General features: G+C 71.8%; 12 protein-coding genes. 5 read left to right on the forward strand and 7 right to left on the reverse strand.

Features of this window, described 5'->3' with window-relative positions; genetic code table 11:
* Window positions 1-147: 147 nt before the first annotated feature.
* The gene (locus AC5L3C_RS27530; RefSeq protein ID WP_493651525.1) at window positions 148-1,200 is read left to right on the forward strand and encodes an endonuclease/exonuclease/phosphatase family protein; all 1,053 of its coding nucleotides are present in this window, start codon (window positions 148-150) and stop codon (window positions 1,198-1,200) included.
* A gap of 253 nt (window positions 1,201-1,453) precedes the next feature.
* On the opposite strand, the gene AC5L3C_RS27535 is transcribed toward AC5L3C_RS27530, so the two are convergent.
* The 3 genes from AC5L3C_RS27535 to AC5L3C_RS27545 all read right to left on the reverse strand — a co-directional run bounded on the left by AC5L3C_RS27535 (window position 1,454) and on the right by AC5L3C_RS27545 (window position 4,652).
* Window positions 1,454-3,244: an NAD+ synthase gene (locus AC5L3C_RS27535; protein WP_493651526.1), complete on the reverse strand. Its 1,791-nt coding sequence runs from the start codon at window positions 3,242-3,244 to the stop codon at window positions 1,454-1,456.
* A 116-nt stretch (window positions 3,245-3,360) separates the two neighbouring features.
* Complete coding sequence (locus tag AC5L3C_RS27540) at window positions 3,361-3,990, reverse strand: DUF305 domain-containing protein (RefSeq protein ID WP_125506837.1); 630 nt, start codon at window positions 3,988-3,990, stop codon at window positions 3,361-3,363.
* Window positions 3,987-4,652, reverse strand: a complete 666-nt coding sequence (locus tag AC5L3C_RS27545) for a thioredoxin-like domain-containing protein (RefSeq protein WP_493651527.1) — start codon at window positions 4,650-4,652, stop codon at window positions 3,987-3,989. Before AC5L3C_RS27545 ends, AC5L3C_RS27540 begins: the two co-directional genes overlap by 4 nt.
* 168 nt (window positions 4,653-4,820) lie before the next feature.
* Here AC5L3C_RS27545 and AC5L3C_RS27550 point away from each other — a divergent pair, with 168 nt between their 5' ends.
* Window positions 4,821-5,264, forward strand: a complete 444-nt coding sequence (locus tag AC5L3C_RS27550; RefSeq protein WP_493651529.1) for an RrF2 family transcriptional regulator — start codon at window positions 4,821-4,823, stop codon at window positions 5,262-5,264.
* Between the two features lie 283 nt (window positions 5,265-5,547).
* Complete coding sequence (gene glnA / locus AC5L3C_RS27555; RefSeq protein WP_493651530.1) at window positions 5,548-6,909, forward strand: type I glutamate--ammonia ligase; 1,362 nt, start codon at window positions 5,548-5,550, stop codon at window positions 6,907-6,909.
* Between the two features lie 54 nt (window positions 6,910-6,963).
* Here the strand turns inward: glnA and AC5L3C_RS27560 are convergent, their stop codons facing one another.
* Complete coding sequence (locus tag AC5L3C_RS27560) at window positions 6,964-7,521, reverse strand: DinB family protein (protein WP_493651532.1); 558 nt, start codon at window positions 7,519-7,521, stop codon at window positions 6,964-6,966.
* Between the two features lie 244 nt (window positions 7,522-7,765).
* Here AC5L3C_RS27560 and AC5L3C_RS27565 point away from each other — a divergent pair, with 244 nt between their 5' ends.
* The gene (locus tag AC5L3C_RS27565; protein ID WP_493651534.1) at window positions 7,766-8,305 is read left to right on the forward strand and encodes a snapalysin family zinc-dependent metalloprotease; all 540 of its coding nucleotides are present in this window, start codon (window positions 7,766-7,768) and stop codon (window positions 8,303-8,305) included.
* A gap of 23 nt (window positions 8,306-8,328) precedes the next feature.
* Here the strand turns inward: AC5L3C_RS27565 and AC5L3C_RS27570 are convergent, their stop codons facing one another.
* Window positions 8,329-8,775 (reverse strand): VOC family protein, encoded by a 447-nt coding sequence (locus tag AC5L3C_RS27570; RefSeq protein WP_493651536.1) that lies wholly within the window; start codon window positions 8,773-8,775, stop codon window positions 8,329-8,331.
* Between the two features lie 568 nt (window positions 8,776-9,343).
* Here AC5L3C_RS27570 and AC5L3C_RS27575 point away from each other — a divergent pair.
* Window positions 9,344-12,346: a bifunctional [glutamine synthetase] adenylyltransferase/[glutamine synthetase]-adenylyl-L-tyrosine phosphorylase gene (locus AC5L3C_RS27575; RefSeq protein ID WP_493651537.1), complete on the forward strand. Its 3,003-nt coding sequence runs from the start codon at window positions 9,344-9,346 to the stop codon at window positions 12,344-12,346.
* Between the two features lie 48 nt (window positions 12,347-12,394).
* Here AC5L3C_RS27575 and AC5L3C_RS27580 read toward each other — a convergent pair whose 3' ends face one another.
* Together AC5L3C_RS27580 and AC5L3C_RS27585 are read right to left on the reverse strand one after the other, a co-directional pair.
* Window positions 12,395-13,285: a phosphatase PAP2 family protein gene (locus tag AC5L3C_RS27580; RefSeq protein ID WP_493651539.1), complete on the reverse strand. Its 891-nt coding sequence runs from the start codon at window positions 13,283-13,285 to the stop codon at window positions 12,395-12,397.
* Window positions 13,286-13,416: 131 nt separating this feature from the next.
* Window positions 13,417-14,451, reverse strand: coding sequence for a LacI family DNA-binding transcriptional regulator (locus AC5L3C_RS27585; RefSeq protein WP_493651540.1), 1,035 nt, complete (start codon window positions 14,449-14,451; stop codon window positions 13,417-13,419).
* Window positions 14,452-14,725 lie beyond the last annotated feature (274 nt).

The following is a 14,725-nucleotide window of genomic DNA, read 5'->3' on the forward strand; positions in this document are numbered from 1 at the left end:
CTCCGCCTCACCGGAACCCCTCGAGCGCCCACCGACGTCCTCGCTCCCGGACGGCCGCCTCGCGGCGGCAGGAAAGGAACCGATCATCCCCTAGGGTCTTACGGGCACGGGGGTGACGGTGTGCACGGCAGGTAGTGAGGCGACGGTATGGCGCAGCAGGCGTACGTGACGGAGACGGACGATTCAGGCTCGGGCGCCGAGCAGCCGGCCTCCCGCCTTCGACGCCTGTGGGACCGGGTGAGCGAGGGCTGGCGCGGGGACCGCCGGATCTGGCGGCGGGGACTGTTCGTGGCGGCGGGCGCGGGCCTGCTGGCCCTGATCATGTCGGCCCATTCGCAGATCCCCAACGTGATCGGGAACCTGGGCAGCCTGGTCGAGACGTTCCTGCCCTGGCTGGGCCTGTTCATCCCGGTGCTGCTCGCCCTGGCGGTGCTCCGCAGGTCGGCGACGGCACTGATCGCGACGATCCTGCCCGTGGCCGTCTGGCTCAACCTCTTCGGGGGTCTGCTCACCGACAAGAACACCGAGAACGGCGACCTGACGGTGGCCACCCACAACGTCAACGCCGACAATCCGGACCCGTCGCGCACGGCGCGCGACGTGGCCGCCTCGGGCGCGGACGTGCTGGCCCTGGAGGAGCTGAAGGCGTCGAAGGTACCGGCGTACAAGTCGGCGCTGGCGTCGACGTACAAGCACCACGCGGTGGTCGGGACCGTGGGTCTGTGGAGCAAGTACCCCCTGAGTGACGTGAGGTCCGTGGACATACGCCTCGGCTGGAAGCGGGCGATGCGTGCCACGGTGGCGGCGCCGGCCGGGCGGGTGGCCGTCTACGTCGCCCATCTGCCCTCTGTCCGGGTGAAGATGGAGGCCGGGTTCACGGCACGGCAGCGTGACCGGAGCGCGGATGCGCTGGGGAAGGCGATCTCCGCGGAACGTCTGCCGAACGTGGTGCTGCTCGGGGATCTGAACGGCACGATGAACGACCGTGCGCTGAACGCCGTGACCGCGCAGATGCGGTCCACGCAGGGGGCTGTGGGCAGCGGCTTCGGGTTCAGCTGGCCGGCGTCGTTCCCGATGGCGCGGATCGATCAGATCCTGGTCAAGGGGGCGGAGCCGGAGGCGTCCTGGACCCTCCCGGCGACGGCGAGCGACCACTTGCCCATCGCAGCCCGCGTAAGGCTCGCCGCCCCGGCCGACTGAACCCACGGCGCTTCTTGTGGGCCGGGTGGGTGTTGCACCGCCGGCGCGTCTGCGGGTGCCCGGTGCTGGTGCGGGCCGGGGGTTGTTCGCGCAGCCCGGCGCGTGCGGGGTGCCGCCCGCGCCCACCCGTGCCGCCCCAGCGGCACGACTGCCCGCGGACCGCGCGGATGGCCCCGGCCCCGCAACCACCCACCCACCGTGGGCGCTACGCGCACCCCCACCGCACCCGCAGCTGCGCCGCAGGCATTCGCATTCAGCCCTCGCGCCAGCCGTTCGTGATCGGAAGGCGGCGGTCCTTGCCGAAGCCCTTCGGGGAGATCTTCGTCCCCGGCGGGTACTGGCGCCGCTTGTACTCCGCCCGGTCCACCATCCGCAGCGTCTTCGTCACCAGCTCCGCGTCGAACCCGGCCGCGACGATCTCGTCCGCCCCCCGGTCCTGGTCCACGTACAGCGCCAGGATCGCGTCCAGCACCGGATAGTCCGGCAGCGAGTCCGTGTCCACCTGCCCCGGCCGCAGCTCCGCACTCGGCGGCTTCGAGATCGAGTTCTCCGGAATCGGCGGCGTCTGCCCCCGCTGAACCGCCGCCCGGTTGCGCCACTCCGCCAGCCGGAACACCGACGTCTTGTACACGTCCTTGATCGGCCCGTACGCCCCGACCGAGTCCCCGTACAGCGTCGAGTATCCCACCGCCAGCTCCGACTTGTTCCCCGGCGCCAGCACGATGTGCCCCTCCTCGTTGGAGAGGGCCATCAGCAGCGTCCCCCGCAGCCGCGACTGGAGGTTCTCCTCCGCCAGCCCCGTGAGCTCCAGCGCCCCCATGTACGCGTCGAACATCGGCTCGATCGCCACGGTCCGGTAGTTCAGCCCGGTCCGCCGCGCCAGCTCCGCCGCGTCGTCCTTGGAGTGCTCCGAGGAGTACTTCGACGGCATTGACACGCCGTACACGTTCTCCGCGCCCACCGCGTCGCAGGCGATCGCGGCGACCAGCGCCGAGTCGATCCCTCCGGACAGCCCGATCAGCACCGACCGGAACCCGTTCTTCCGGACATACGCCCGCAACCCCACGACCAGCGCGGAGTACACCTCCTCGTCGTCGTCGAGCCGCGCGGCGTACCCCCCGGCGTTCCCGCCCGCCTCGCCCGTCTCGCCCGTCTCGCCCGCGTCGTGCGCGTCGTGCGCCGGCGCCGGCTCCTCCGACAGCACCACCCGGTCGATCCGCAGCCCGTCGTCCACGACCCCCTCCGGCGCGTCGGCCACCGCACCGGGCAGCTCCAGATCGACCACGACGCACGCCTCGGCGAACTGCGGCGCCCGCGCCACCACCTCACCGTCCCGGTCCACCACGATCGAGTCCCCGTCGAAGACGAGCTCGTCCTGCCCGCCCATCATCGCGAGGTACGCGGTCGTGCACCCGGCCTCCTGCGCCCGCTTGCGCACGAGCTCCAGCCGGGTGTCGTCCTTGTCCCGCTCGTACGGCGAGGCGTTGACGGACAGCAGCAGCCCGGCCCGCGCCGACCGCGCCGCGGGCACCCGCCCCCCGTCCTGCCAGAGGTCCTCGCAGATGGCGAGCGCGACATCGACACCCCCCACCCGTACCACCGGCATGGTGTCGCCGGGCACGAAGTACCGGAACTCGTCGAAGACGCCGTAGTTCGGCAGGTGGTGCTTGGCGAAGCCGAGCACCACCTCACCCCCGTACAGCACCGCGCCGGCGTTCTGCGGCGCACCGGCCGGCTGCCCGTACTTGGGCTGCGCGGCGGCGCTGCGGTCGAGATACCCGACGATCACCGGAAGACCGCCGAGCCCCTCCTCGGCGAGCCGCGCCGCGAGCGCGCGCAGGCCGGCCCGCGACGCTTCCACGAACGACGACCTGAGGGCGAGATCCTCGACGGGGTACCCGGTCAGCACCATCTCCGGGAACGCGACGAGGTGCGCCCCCTGTTCGGCGGAGTGCCGGGTCCAGCGGACAATCGTTTCGGCGTTGCCGGCGAGGTCACCGACGCTCGAGTCGATCTGATTCAGGGCGAGACGTAGTTGAGGCACGGGGCCCAGTGTAATCGTCAAACCGACACGATGTCGCGGAGCGCACCAGACTCACCCCGCACCCAAACTGCCCCTCGCCCCCCTACTGCCCCCGCACCTCTACTGCCCCCGCACCTCTACTGCCCCGGCGCCCGCGCCCCCCGCTCCTTCAGCATCCGCCCCATCAGCGCGATCTCCGACTCCTGCGCCTCCACCATCCCGCGCGCGAGCCGCTTCTCCGCGCCCACCTCGCACGCGCTGACGCACCCCTGCGCCATGTGGACCCCGCCCTTGTGGTGGTCCGTCATGAGCTGGAGATAGAAGACCTCGGCCGCCTTCCCGCCCAGCGACCCCAGCCGCTCCATCTCGGCGTTCGTCGCCATCCCCGGCATCAGCGCACCGTCCTTGCCGGAGGCCGCGTCGCCCATGCCCATCCAGGTCATGGGCGGATCCGAGGACACCTTGGGAAGCTCCCACAGATCGAGCCAGCCCAGCAGCATGCCCCGCTGGTTGGCCTGCGTCTGGGCGATGTCGTAGGCGAGCCGGCGGACCTCCTCGTCGTCCGTGCGGTCCCGCACCACGTACGACATCTCGACCGCCTGCTGGTGATGGACGGCCATGTCCCGGGCGAACCCGGCGTCCGCGGAGTCCGCCGACGGCACCGTGCCCGACGACGACCCGTCGTCCCCGGCCACCGCGAAGGTGATCGCACCGGCCGCGACGAGCGCGGTGGCCGCGGCGCCGGCGATCAGCCCGAACTGCCTCACTTGGACAGCCCGTTCGTGCAGGCGGCCCCGGGTTCGGGCGTCTGCTGACCCTGGACGTACTTCTCCAGGAACGCGTCGACGTTCGGATCGTCCGCACCGGTCACCGTGCGCTGGTGGCCCCAGGCGGTGAGCATGATCGGGTCCTTCTGCCCGTCGACCGGGCTCATCAGCGTGTACGGCGTCTTCTTCACCTTCGCGGCGAGCGCGTCGACGTCGGCCTTCCCGGCGTCCCCGTTGTACGTCACCCACACGGCTCCGTGCTCCAGCGAGTGCACGGCGTTGGTGCTGTTGATCTCGTCGGTGTAGACGTCCCCGTTGCAGTTCATCCACACGGGGTTGTGGTCACCGCCGACGGGAGGCGTGACGGGGTAGTCCACGGACTTGGTCACGTGATTGCGCCCCAGCTCGCCGTCCCAGGTACGGACGCCGTCCGCGCCGGTGGTGAACGTGCCCGCGTTCTTCGACGCGTCCGCCGAGCCGCTCCCGCCGTCGTCCGACTGGGACTGGATGAGCACCACACCGCCGACCACGAGTCCGGCGACGACGACCACGCTCGCGCCGATGGTGAGGAGCCGGGCACGCCGCTCGCGGGCCTGTTCGGCGCGCCGCATCTCCTCTATGCGTGCCGTGCGTGCCGCGCTGCTCTTCTTGGCGGAGCCCATGGGAGTGCCCTTCGGGAGAGGAGTGGGACGAACGGATCAACTGAACGGGTCAACTGATCGTAATGACGAACGGATCAACTGATCGTAATAGGGAAGCGAGGTCCGTCGTAGAGCACCGGGGCCCCGGAATTCTTGAATGCCAGATGCGTATTACCTACCCTGCATGCCATGCGGCTCCTGCGCTCCACCGACCTGGCTCTGCGGGTCCTCATGCGCCTCGCCGTGACCGGCGACTCCCACCCGACCACGCGGGACGTCTCCACGGCGATGGACGTGCCGTACACCCACACCGCGAAAGTCGTCGCCGAACTCCAGCACATGGGCCTGCTCACGGCCCGCCGCGGCAGGGGCGGAGGCCTGGCGCTCACCGAGGAGGGCCGCACCGCCTCGGTCGGCGCCCTGGTCCGGGCCTTCGAGGGCGAGGGGGACGTCGTCGACTGCGAGGGGACGTCCACCACGACCCCGTGCCCGCTGAGCCCCGGCTGCGGTCTGCGCGGCGCCCTGCGCGGGGCCCAGGAGGCGTTCTACGCCACCCTCGACCCCCTCACCGTGGCCGACATCGTCGCCGGCCCCACGCGCCCCCTCCTGCTGGGCCTCTCCCCGAAACCCTGAGCGGCGCGCCGCCTCTCCCGCGCGCCACCCCCTGTCCGCCCGACCCTCCCCACCCGTTACGAACCCGGCCCCGAACGGGCAGGATGGCCCCCGGAGCGGTACACCTGTCGTGTGCTGTCGTGCACGCGGCGTTCCGGTCACGGCCGGTCGTCCGACCGAGGCCGGCAACGCGTATGAAACGCTGGTGTGGTGGGATGCGCGTGTGCCCGCTCGTCAGCTCGCTCGTCTCCCGTGGGGCGGGCGCGGACCGGCGGCCTGACCGGCAAGGATGGGGAATCGGAAGATGGACAAGCAGCAGGAATTCGTGCTCCGGACGTTGGAGGAGCGCGACATCCGGTTCGTGCGCCTGTGGTTCACCGACGTGCTGGGCTTCCTCAAGTCCGTGGCCGTCGCCCCCGCCGAACTGGAGCAGGCGTTCGACGAGGGGATCGGCTTCGACGGCTCGGCCATCGAGGGCTTCGCCCGGGTGTACGAGTCCGACATGATCGCCAAGCCGGACCCGTCGACGTTCCAGGTCCTCCCGTGGCGCGCCGAGGCCCCCGGCACGGCCCGTATGTTCTGCGACATCCTCATGCCGGACGGCTCCCCGTCCTTCGCGGACCCGCGCTACGTCCTCAAGCGCGCGCTCGCCCGCGCCTCCGACCAGGGGTTCACCTTCTACACCCACCCGGAGATCGAGTTCTTCCTGCTGAAGGACAAGCCCGTGGACGGCACCCGCCCGACCCCGGCCGACAACTCCGGCTACTTCGACCACACGCCGCAGAACGTCGGCATGGACTTCCGCCGCCAGGCGATCACGATGCTGGAGTCGATGGGCATCTCGGTGGAGTTCTCCCACCACGAGGGCGCCCCCGGCCAGCAGGAAATCGACCTGCGCTACGCGGACGCGCTCTCCACGGCGGACAACATCATGACGTTCCGCCTGGTCATGAAGCAGGTGGCGCTCGAACAGGGCGTCCAGGCGACGTTCATGCCCAAGCCCTTCTCCGAGCACCCGGGCTCCGGCATGCACACCCACCTCTCCCTCTTCGAGGGCGACCGCAACGCGTTCTACGAGTCCGGCGCCGAGTACCAGCTCTCCAAGGTCGGCCGCTCCTTCATCGCCGGCCTGCTGCGGCACGCGGCGGAGATCTCGGCGGTCACCAACCAGTGGGTCAACAGCTACAAGCGCATCTGGGGCGGCTCGGAGCGCACCGCGGGCGCCGGCGGCGAGGCCCCGTCGTACATCTGCTGGGGCCACAACAACCGCAGCGCCCTGGTCCGCGTCCCGATGTACAAGCCCGGCAAGACCGGCTCGGCGCGCGTGGAGGTCCGCTCCATCGACACCGGGGCCAACCCCTACCTGGCCTACGCCCTGCTCCTGGCGGCCGGCATGAAGGGCATCGAGGAGGGCTACGAGCTCCCGCCGGGCGCCGAGGACGACGTCTGGGCCCTCTCCGACGCGGAACGCCGCGCGCTCGGCATCGAGCCGCTGCCGCAGAACCTGGGCGAGGCCCTGAGCCTGATGCAGCGCAGCGACCTCGCCGCCGAAACCCTCGGCGAGCACGTCTTCGACTTCTTCCTGCGCAACAAGAAGCAGGAGTGGGAGGAGTACCGCTCCGAGGTCACGGCCTTCGAACTGAAGAACCTGCTGCCGGTGCTGTAGGCGCGGCCGGCCGGCGCCGTGGGGGGAGTGCCCTCGCCCCCCACGGCGCGCCGGTCAGCCCATGCTCTTCGCGCCGTCCAGGGACTCGCGGAGGATGTCGGCGTGGCCCGCGTGCTGAGCGGTCTCGGCGATGATGTGCAGCAGCACCCTGCGGGCCGTCCACCGCGCGTCGGACTCGAACCACGGGGCCTTCGGCAGGGGCCACGCGGCGTCCAGGTCGGGCAGCGAGGCGACCAGGTCCTCGGTCCGGCGGGCCACCTCGGCGTAGTCCGCCAGCACGCCGGCCAGCGTCTCGCCGGGCAGCATCCGGAACTCCGCCTCCCGCCGGGCCCAGTCCTCCTCGGTCTTGGCCGTGAAGTCCCCTATCGCCGAGGGGCCGTGCTGGATGAACTCCGTCCAGGTCCGCTCGCACGCGGTGACGTGCTTGATGAGACCGCCCAGGCAGAGTTCCCCCGCGGTGGTGCGCAGCCCGGCCTGCTCGTCGGTGAGGTCGCGGGTGGTGAAGCGCAGGAAGTGCCGGTGCTTGGCCAGCGTCTCCAGCAGGTCCGCCCGCTCACCGGTGACCTCCGGGGAAGCGGCCGATGCGGGGGTGGTCGTCTCGTTCACGGTCATGACAGGTGGCCTCCGTGGATCCGTGGTTGTTCCGTTGTTCCGTCGTTCCCTCGTTCCGGAGACCACGCTAGGGACCATCTAGGTCGGAGCCGGTCCTAGATGCACCGGAATCATGCGTCCCGTTTGTGTACGCATTTCCTCCGCATGCCCCTTTTCGCCTGATGGCCCGTGCCGATCTCCCTCCGATAACTTTCCGGCGTCGTGATCCGGAACCGGTTCGGGAGGTCCCGCTGTGCCCCGTCGAATGGTGAAGTTACTGACCGCCGCCCTCTGCGCCTCGGCCGTCGTCGCAGGGAGCGTCGCCCCGGCCCAGGCCGCCGAGGCCGAGCCCGAGGTCATCGCGATCGACCTGCTCCTCGCCGGGTCGTACACGGACGCGGTCCGCGATGCCATGGACGTCTGGAACGACGCCGTGCCCGGCATCAGATTCGTCGAGCAGGACACCCCGGCGGCCCTGCGGGTCAAGGAGTACACCACCGCGACCGGCACGGGGTCGCACGTCTACGTCAACGGACTGGGCCGGGGCTGGGTCTACCTCGAGACCGGCGACGCCACCGTGTACCGGCCCTCCCGTATCGCCGTCCACGAACTGGGGCACATCCTGTCCCTCCCCGACCTCGGTCCCGGCAGCCCCTGCTCCAAGGTCATGTCCGGCGCGTGGGCCGGGCCCGAGTGCACCAACGACCAGCCGGACGCGGAGGAAACCGCCGCCGTCGCGGCCTTCTTCGCCGCCTACGACGTCGGTGACCCGGTCCCGGGCTGGCCCGACCCGGTGGACCGGTAGACCGGTGGACCGGTAGCGGGGGCCTACCCCTCCGCTTGCTTCGCCAGCACCTGGTGCAGCGGTTCCGTGGCCCGGCGGCGGAACTCCTGGATGGCCCAGACGTTGCCGTCCGGGTCCGCGAAGTGCATGAACGTGGCGCCGTCGGACGGGGAGTACTGAACCGGCTCGGAGACGTCGAGGCCGCGCGCGGTCAGTTCCGCGTGGGCGGCCCCGATGTCGGCGACGCAGAGCTGAAGGCCCCGGTAGGAGCCGGGGGCCGGCGGGGAGCCGCCCGGAACGGTGGCCCAGAGGCCGTCGCCGCCGAGGGCGATGGAGCAGCCGGACCCCGGCGGGGTCAGCTGGACGATACGCATGCCCGGCACGACCTCCTGGTCGATGTCGACGTGGAAGCCGACCTTGTCCCGGTAGAAGTCCCTGGCCCGGTCGATGTCGCTCACCGGGAGCGGGATCACTTCGAGGGTCATGTCCATGGATACTCCGGCCCCTTCGTCGCGCACGGCTTCAGGCGAACCGCCACCGTGTCCGGCGGAACGGCTCTCCCTTACCGAAACCGAAAACGGTCCGCGGCGCCACCGAGAACACCGGGGCACGTTCTCCTCCCTTGCCGCTGCCGGCCCGCGCAGCCGCGCAGCCGCGCGTCGTCAGGAACCCGTACGGCCGCACCCCGGGTTCTCCGGCGGATTGCGGGCCCCGCGTTCCTCCGGTCCGGTGCGGAAGTGCGGCGCGCCGCCGACCACACGGCCGGGAGCGGTGTGCGGCCGCACTCCGGGTTCTCCGGCGGATTGCGGGCCCTGCGTTCCTCCGGTCCGGTGCGGAAGTGCGGCGCGCCGCCGACCACACGGCCGGGAGCGGTGTGACATGGGGGCGCCCGTCGGGTCGGACCGTGGAGGTCCAGAACGGCTCCGCCCCGCTGATCAGCCGCTCCACCTCCGTCCAGGGCCGGAACCCGTCGCAGGCCACACCAGCGCCGCGCGCCCGTACTCCGGCTAGGCTCATGGCCGTACCACCGAGATCCGCGAGGCACGAGGGAGGCCGGGCATGACGTCGGCGCCGGGGCGCAGGAGCAGTATCTTCACGCGGCTGCTGCGGCACGGCTTCACCGATCCGTCCGCCGCCGAGCGGCTGCTCGACAGCGACGAGCTGGCGCCGGTGCGCAGCGACCCGATCCTGCTGGACGCCCTCGGCCGGACCGCCGACCCCGACCTCGCCCTGCTCGGACTCGTCCGGCTGCTGGAGGCGCAGGACGGCGCCACCGCCCGCCAGGAGCTGCTGGACACCCTGATAGCCGCCAAGCCGCTGCGGGACCGGCTGCTCGGGGTGCTCGGCGCCTCCGAGGCACTGGCCGAGCACCTCGTCCGCCACCCGAGCGACTGGCAGGCGCTGGTCACCTACGAGCCGCGCGACCTGCACCCCGGCATCGAGGAGTTCGAACGCGGACTCGCCTCGGCCGACGACCCGGTGTCCCTGCGCGTCGCCTACCGGCGCTGCCTGCTGTCCATCGCCGCCCGGGACGTCTGCGGCACCATCGAGGTCGCCGAGACCGCCGCCGAGCTCGCCGACCTCGCCACCGCCACCCTGCGCGCCGCCCTCGCCCTCGCCGAGGCGGCCGCGCCCGAGGACACCGGGCTGTGCCGGCTCGCGGTGATCGCGATGGGCAAGTGCGGGGGACACGAGCTGAACTACGTCTCCGACGTCGACGTCATCTTCGTCGGCGAGGCCGTGAACGGCGCCGACGAGGACAAGGCGCTGCGCGCGGCGACCCGGCTCGCCTCGCACATGATGCGGATCTGCTCCGAGACCACCGTCGAGGGCTCCATCTGGCCCGTCGACGCCAACCTGCGCCCGGAGGGCCGCAACGGGCCGCTGGTGCGCACCCTCGCCTCCCACCTCGCCTACTACCAGCGCTGGGCCAAGACCTGGGAGTTCCAGGCGCTGCTCAAGGCCCGCCCGGTCGCCGGCGACCTCGCCCTCGGCGAGGAGTACGTGCGCGCACTCCAGCCGCTGGTCTGGCAGGCCGCCGAGCGGGAGAACTTCGTCGCCGACGTGCAGAAGATGCGCCGCCGCGTGGTGGAGAACATCCCCGCCGCCGAGGTCGACCGCCAGCTCAAACTCGGCCCCGGAGGGCTGCGCGACGTGGAATTCGCCGTGCAGCTGCTCCAGCTGGTGCACGGCCGCGCCGACTCCTCGCTGCGCAGCGGCACCACCCTCGACGCGCTGAAGGCCCTCGCCGCCGGCGGGTACGTCGGCCGCGCGGACGCCGCCCAGCTCGACGACGCCTACCGCTTCCTGCGCTCCATGGAGCACCGCATCCAGCTCCACCGGCTGCGCCGCACCCACCTCGTCCCCGAGGACGAGGCCGACCTGCGGCGCCTGGCCCGCTCCCTCGACCTGCGCACCGACCCGGTCACCACCCTGATCCGCGAGTGGAGGCGGCACTCCTCCGTCGTACGGCGGCTGCACGAGAAGCTGTTCTACCGGCCGCTGCTGGACGCCGTCGCGGCACTCGCCCCCGGCGAGGCCCGGCTCAGCCCGGAGGCGGCACGCGAGCGCATGGTGGCCCTCGGCTACGCCGACCCGGCCGCCGCGCTGCGCCACCTGGAGGCGCTGGCCTCCGGCGTCACCCGCAAGGCCGCCATCCAGCGCACCCTGCTGCCCGTGCTGCTCGGCTGGTTCGCCGACTCCGCCGACCCGGACGCCGGCCTGCTCAACTTCCGCAAGGTCTCCGACGCGCTCGGCAAGACCCCCTGGTACCTGCGGCTGCTGCGCGACGAGGGCGCGGCCGCCGAGAACCTGGCCCGCGTGCTGTCCGCCGGGCGGCTCGCCCCCGACCTGCTGATGCGCGCCCCCGAGGCGGTGGCGCTGCTCGGCGACGGCGACGGCGGGGGACTGACCCCCCGCTCCCGCGCCCATCTGGAGCAGGAGATCCTCGCCGCCGTCCGCCGCGCCGACAACGCCGCGCAGGGCGTCACGGCCGCCCGTGGGGTGCGCCGCCGGGAACTGTTCCGTACGGCCGCCGCCGACATCGTCGGCTCCTACGGCACCGAGTCCCAGCCCGCCGAGGCCGACCAGGGCGCCCTGGTGGACCTGGTGGGGGGCGCGGTGTCCGACCTGACGGCCGCCACCCTCGCCGGCACGCTGCGCGCGGTGGTCCGCGAGGGCTGGGGGGACACCCTCCCCACCCGCTTCGCGATCATCGGCATGGGCCGCTTCGGCGGGCACGAACTGGGCTACGGCTCCGACGCGGACGTGCTGTTCGTGCACGAGCCGCGCGACGGCGTGGACGAACGGGAGGCGGCCGGGGCGGCGGGCAAGGTCGTCGCCGAGATGCGCCGGCTGCTCCAGATCCCCAGCTCCGACCCGCCGCTGCTGATCGACGCCGACCTGCGCCCGGAGGGCAAGTCGGGGCCGCTGGTGCGCACCCTCGCGTCGTACGAGGCGTACTACCGGCGCTGGTCGCTGGTGTGGGAGCGGCACGCGCTGCTGCGCGCCGAGCATGTCGCCGGGGACGAGGACCTCGGCCGCCGCTTCATCGAGCTGATCGACCCGCTGCGCTACCCGGCCGACGGGCTCGACGAGGAGGCCGTCCGTGAGATCCGGCGGCTGAAGGCCCGGATGGAGTCCGAACGGCTGCCGCGCGGCGCCGACCCCAAGCTGCACGCCAAGCTCGGTCCGGGCGGGCTGTCCGACGTCGAGTGGACCGTGCAGCTGCTTCAGCTGCGGCACGGCGCGCGGGAGCGGGCGCTGCGCACGACCCGCACGCGCGAGGCGCTGGCCGCCGCCCGTACGACCGGACTGATCTCCGAGGACGACGCCTCCATCCTCGACGAGGCGTGGGTGCTGGCCACCCGCGTGCGCAACGCGGTGATGCTGGTCAAGGGCCGCGCGGGGGACACCTTCCCCACCCAGCCCCGCGAACTGGGCGCCGTCGGCCGCTACCTCGGCTACGGCCCCGGCCACGCCGGCGACATGCTCGACGCGTACCGGCGCACGGCACGGCGGGCCCGGGGCGTGGTGGAGGAGCTGTTCTACGGCGGGGCGTGAGGGGCGGCGCCCCGTGCGACGGCGGGGCTCGGGCCGTCCCCGCCGCGCTCACCCCTGCTTCGGCACCGGAGCCCGCTCAGGCTCCCGTTCCCCCCGTTCCGTTCGCTTCTCCGGTTCGGGCACCCGTCGCGGCAGGGCGTACGGCTGCCGGCCGTACCAGAGGCGTGCGATGCCGTAGCCGACGGCCAGGCAGACCAGGCCGCCCACGGCGTCGAGCCAGAAGTGGTTGGCGGTGGCGACGATGACCACCAGGGTGAGCGCCGGGTAGAGCAGCCCCAGCACGCGCGCCCACGGGACGGACACCAGCGCGAAGATCGTCAGACCGCACCACACCGACCAGCCGATGTGCATCGATGGCATGGCGGCGTACTGGTTGGACATGTTCTTCAGATCGCCGGAGGCCATCGACCCCCAGGTCTGGTGGACCAGCACGGTGTCGATGAAGTCCTGGCCGTTCATCAGCCGGGGCGGGGCGAGCGGATACAGGTAGTAGCCGACCAGGGCCATGGCGGTCGTGGTGAACAGGACGAGGCGGGTCGCCGCGTACCGGCCCGGGTGACTACGGAAGAGCCACACCAGAACACCCAGCGTGACCACGAAGTGCAGGGTGGCGTAGTAGTAGTTCATGCCGATGACGAGCCAAGTCACCGAGTTCACGGCATGATTGACCGACTCCTCGAACGCCGCGCCGAGCTGCTGCTCCAGGCGCCAGATCCAGTCGGCGTTGCGCAGCGCCTCGGCGCGCTGTTCGGGAACGGCGTTGCGGATGAGTGAGTACGTCCAGTAACTCACCGCGATCAGCAGGATCTCGAACCACAGCCGGGGGCGCCGGGGGGTGCGCCGGTGACGCAGGAAGCCCGGCCCCGTCGGCTCCTCCGCGACGGGGTGCGCTGCGGCCTCTTCCCGGCCGCTCAGCGTTGTCACGGTCGTGTCACCCATGGGCACAAAGTCTGCCAGAAAAGACGTCCTACCCGGATCATCCCTCGGACGGGTCCGGCCCGCATGTTCTCCCTCAGGGACAGGTGCCGGCCGTCCTCCCGTGGCAGTGCGCGAAGGGGCGTTCCTCCGCCCTAAGGACGATGTCGCTCCCCGGGGGCGGAAGCGGTCGAACCGCGCACCACCAGCTCCGGCATGAACACGAACTCGCTGTGCGGCGCGGGCGTTCCGCCGATCTCCTCGAGCAGGGTGCGCACCGCCGCCTGGCCCATCGCGGGGACCGGCTTGCGGACGGTGGTCAGCGGCGGGTCGGTGAAGGCGATCAGCGGCGAGTCGTCGAAACCGACCACCGAGACGTCCTTCGGCACGTCCAGGCCGCGCTGGCGGGCCGCGCGTATCGCGCCCAGCGCCATCATGTCGCTCGCGCACACGACGGCCGTGCAGCCGCGGTCCATCAGCGCGGTGGCGGCGGCCTGGCCGCCCTCCAGCGTGTACAGCGAGTGCTGGATCAGCTCGGTCTCGACCGTCTCGGCGCTCAGGCCCAGTTGCTCCTGCACGGTGCGGACGAAGCCCTCTATCTTGCGCTGCACCGGGACGAACCGCTTCGGCCCGAGCGCCAGCCCGATCCGGGTGTGCCCGAGGGAGGCGAGGTGCGTCACGGCGAGCGCCATGGCGGCCCGGTCGTCGGGGGAGATGAACGGCGCCTGCACCTTCGGCGAGAAGCCGTCGACGAGCACGAACGGCACGCCCCGCGCCCGCAGTCGCTCGTAGCGCTGCATGTCGGCGGTGGTGTCGGCGTGCAGCCCGGAGACGTAGATGATGCCGGCCACCCCGCGGTCCACGAGCATCTCCGTCAGCTCGTCCTCCGTCGACCCGCCCGGGGTCTGGGTGGCGAGCACCGGGGTGTAGCCCTGGCGGGTCAGCGCCTGCCCGATGACCTGGGCCAGCGCCGGGAAGATCGGGTTCTCCAGCTCGGGGGTGATCAGCCCGACCAGGCCCTCGCTGCGCTGCCGCAGCCGTACCGGGCGCTCGTAGCCCAGGACGTCGAGGGCGGCGAGTACGGACTGGCGGGTGGTGGCGGCGACGCCCGGTTTCCCGTTCAGGACCCGGCTGACGGTCGCCTCGCTCACCCCCGCCTGAGCAGCGATATCAGCAAGCCGTGTGGTCACAGGACCGGACTGTATCTGCCGTTTCTCCCCTTGCACACCAATGGGACGCCTGGTGCGCGCCGTCGAACGGCCCGCTGCGGGCTGCTGGGTCATCGCGATCCCTCACGTCGTGGTCGGCGTCCGCTTCGCAAGGGATGATTCCTCCGGCGGCAACGGATGGCAAGTGCTTGCAGAGTCTTGCACAACAGTCCGAACCCCTGTCGTACGGGCGGAAACCCGGGTCGCGCAACGGTCGAGGAGAGGTCACGGCGGGATAACTCTGGGCGTCTCTTGC

This window comes from Streptomyces speibonae, from assembly GCF_984686075.1.